This window comes from Streptomyces sp. NPDC056527 (genome assembly GCF_042794475.1).
GTDB lineage: Bacteria > Actinomycetota > Actinomycetes > Streptomycetales > Streptomycetaceae > Streptomyces.
Genome location: NZ_JBHTTQ010000220.1, coordinates 1 through 3196, shown reverse-complemented (window position 1 = coordinate 3196; position 3196 = coordinate 1). Strand labels below are relative to the sequence as shown.

The 3196-nt window shown below is 72.2% G+C and carries 3 protein-coding genes; all 3 read right to left on the bottom strand.

The features are described 5' to 3' along the window. Positions 1 to 16: 16 nt before the first annotated feature. The 3 genes from menC to ACFQ7Q_RS37940 are packed head-to-tail and all read right to left on the bottom strand — an operon-like array spanning position 17 to position 3016. Complete coding sequence (gene menC / locus ACFQ7Q_RS37950) at positions 17 to 1126, bottom strand: o-succinylbenzoate synthase (RefSeq protein ID WP_383563777.1); 1110 nt, start codon at positions 1124 to 1126, stop codon at positions 17 to 19. Positions 1127 to 1151: 25 nt separating this feature from the next. After that, positions 1152 to 1937, bottom strand: coding sequence for a GNAT family N-acetyltransferase (locus tag ACFQ7Q_RS37945; RefSeq protein ID WP_383563773.1), 786 nt, complete (start codon positions 1935 to 1937; stop codon positions 1152 to 1154). Further along, on the bottom strand, positions 1934 to 3016 hold the full coding sequence (locus ACFQ7Q_RS37940) for a M20/M25/M40 family metallo-hydrolase (protein ID WP_383563780.1): 1083 nt from the start codon (positions 3014 to 3016) through the stop codon (positions 1934 to 1936). The genes ACFQ7Q_RS37945 and ACFQ7Q_RS37940 overlap by 4 nt, the downstream gene beginning before the upstream one ends. Positions 3017 to 3196: the final 180 nt, after the last annotated feature.

Below are 3196 nucleotides of genomic sequence, written 5' to 3'. Positions count from 1 at the left end.
CCCTCGGCGTCGCCTGCTACAACGCGATCCATTCGGTGGCGGTGGTGACCTCGTCGAGGACGTCGGGCAGTGGGTCGACGCCGAGGCCCGGGCCGGTGGGGACGGTGAGGTGGCCGTCGTCGAGGACGAACGGCGGGGTGATGTCCGTGGCGAAGTAGCGGTGGGAGCCGGAGGTGTCGCCGGGGAGGGTGAAGCCGGGCAGGGCCGCGAGGGCGACGTTGGCGGCGCGGCCGATGCCGGTCTCCAGCATGCCGCCGCACCACACCGGGACGCCGTGGGCGCGGGCGATGTCGTGGATGCGCCGGGCCTCCAGGTAGCCGCCGACGCGGGCCGGCTTGACGTTGATGACGGAGCAGGCACCGAGGGAGATGGCCGCCGCGGCATGGGCGGCGGACTCGATGGACTCGTCCAGGCAGATCGGCGTGCGCAGGAGCTTCGCGAGCTGGGCGTGCTGAACCATGTCGTCGTTCGCGAGGGGCTGTTCGATCAGCGTCAGACCGAAGTCGTCGAGCTTGGCGAGCTGTTGGGCATCGACGAGGGTGTACGCGGCGTTGGCGTCGACCTGGAGGAGCAGGCCGTCGCCGAAGCGCTCGCGAACGGCGCGGACCGGTTCGACGTCCCAGCCCGGTTCGATCTTCAGCTTGATCCGGACGTAGCCCTCGGCCACATAGCCTTCCACCGCGTCCAGCAGTTCGGGTATCGAGTCCATGATCCCGACGGAGACGCCGCAGGGAACGCGGTCACGGGCCGCGCCCAGGTACGAGCCGAAGGACTCCCCGGAGATGCGGAGCCGGGCGTCGAGGACCGCGGTTTCGAGGGCGGACTTCGCCATGTGGTGGCCGGTGAAGGGTTCCAGTGCACGGCCGACGGTGGCCGCGTCCACGCCGTCCTTCGGCAGGGCCGGAACGAGGAATCGGCGCAGGACGTCCTGGGCTCCGTCGACGAACTCGGAGCAGTAGCGGGGCTCGGACATGGCCGCGCACTCCGCCCAGCCCTCCCCCTCCGAGGTGACGACGCGCACGAGCAGGACGTCGCGGCTGGTCTCGACGCCGAAGGAGGTGCGGAAGGGGGCGACGAGCGGCATGGCGATGCGGCGCAGTTCGACGCCGGAGATCTTGGTCTTCATGGGGGGATGGCTCCTGTCGGGTTGTTCAGGCGGTGCGATGGACGACATAGCTGCGCCGGTCGTGGAAGCCGGCCACGCGCGCTCCCTCGGCGAGCAGGCCGCCCAGGGTGTGGCGGACGGCCAGTCGCCAGGCGCGGGCCGCGCCCGGGTCCTTACGGCGCAGGGACTCGATGTCGTCGGGCAGGTCGACGAGGACGGTGTCCGCGTCGGTCGGGCCGATCAACGGGCGGCCGTCGACGTTGCGGACGCCGTGGGGCACGCGGCCGGGGTGGTCGGGCGGACCGGCCGCGTCGGCGGGCACCGTCAGGTCCCATGCGGTCAGGACGCGGTCGGACTCGTCACCGCCGTTGATGGCGTCGTCCATGGCGCCGTAGAAGGACTGCAGATATGCCTCGGGGCGGGCGCCGAGCTTGACGAGGTTGAAGTGGGCGTTGCGGCGGATCAGCGGATCGTAGGTCCATGTGATGCGCGTGAGTCCGCGGGCGAGGGCCCACCGGCGCTGGTGCAGCTTGAGGGCGAGGCCGTTGCCGCGTCCGCTGAGGGCGCCGGTGATGTGGGAGTGCAGGGTGGTGCCCATGGGTTCGCCGAAGAAGGCGACGGACGCGCCGGTCAGGCGGCCGTCCTCGTACACGCCGGCCACGTAGTTGCCGGCGTGGGCCAGGGCGCGCATCACCTCGGCGGGGAGGGGGCCGCCCGCGGCCTGCGTCCCCCAGATCGTGGCGTACAGCCTGCTGACGTCCTCGAACTCCTCCATCGAACGGAGTTGGCGGATCTCGGTTCCGGTCTCGACGTGGATCTCGGTTCCGCTCATCGCATCGCTCCGACGAGGTGGGCCAGGAGCCGGGCGCGGGCCGGCATCGTGCCGGTGACGACGTGTTCGTGGTCGGCGTGGGCCCCGTCGCCGACGGCGCCGAGACCGTCGAGCGTCGGACAGCCCGCTCCGGCGGTGTAGTTGCCGTCGGACGCGCCGCCGACGGCCGCCTGCCGCAGGGGATCGAGGCCGAGCCGCACGGCGACCTCGGCGGCCAGGGTGAAGAGCCGCTGGGAGGCGTCGGGGTCCAGCGGCGGGCGGTTGGGGCCGCCGGCGATGCTCAGGCGCGCACCGGGGTGGTGCGGCCGCAGGGTCCTGATCAGCCGATCGACCGCTGCCTGCGCCGCGGCGCCGGGGGCGCGTACGTCCACGCTGAGATCGGCGCGCGCGGGCACGGTGTTGTTCGCGGTGCCGGCCGACATCAGGGTGGGGGTGATCGTCGTCCCGGGCCCGGTCTCCGCGGTGACCACGTCGGCGATCCTGCTCAGGGCCAGCGTCTGATGGGCGAGTTCGGTCGCGGCGTTGATGCCCTTGTCCGGCTCGAGTCCCGCGTGGGCGGCCCGGCCGTGGACGGTGATGTCGTACAGCGACACGCCCTTGCGGCTCGTCTTGAGCGCTCCCCCGGGGGCCGACGGCTCCAGGACGAGGGTCGCCTCGCATCGACGGGCCAGATCCTCGATCAGCGGGCGGGAGGCGCCCGAGCCGACTTCCTCGTCGCCCGTGACCAGCACGCTCACCCCGTCGAGGGAGGGCAGGGAGGCCAGGGAGTGGAACATCTGCACGAGGCCGGCCTTCATGTCGAAGACACCGGGGCCGCGGGCGATGCCCTGCTCCACCGACCAGGGGTGGGTCGTGAGGGACCCCATCGGCCAGACGGTGTCGTGGTGTCCGAGGAGCAGGACGCGTGGCGCTCCGAAGGTCCACTGGACGTGGGTGACGCCGTCGATCACCAGCGTCCGCGGCCGGGCGCCGAGCAGCCGAGTGCCCTGGTCGGCGACCACCTGAGCGCTGCGGGCCACCGCGGCGTGGTCGGCGGAGTACGACTCGCAGGTCACGAGTTCCTCGAGGTCGGCGAGCATGGCGGCGAGGTCGAACGGATCGTCCGCTCGTGTGGGAAGGGGTTCTTGGTCAACCGGCACGGTGGGTCCTCCAGATCGGGATGACCCACACGCTAGGCAGGCCGGACGCGGCCCGGTTCGTGCCGCGGTGACAACCTGGGCGCCCGGTTCGTACGGGGGACCCAATGCCCTCGGAACGAC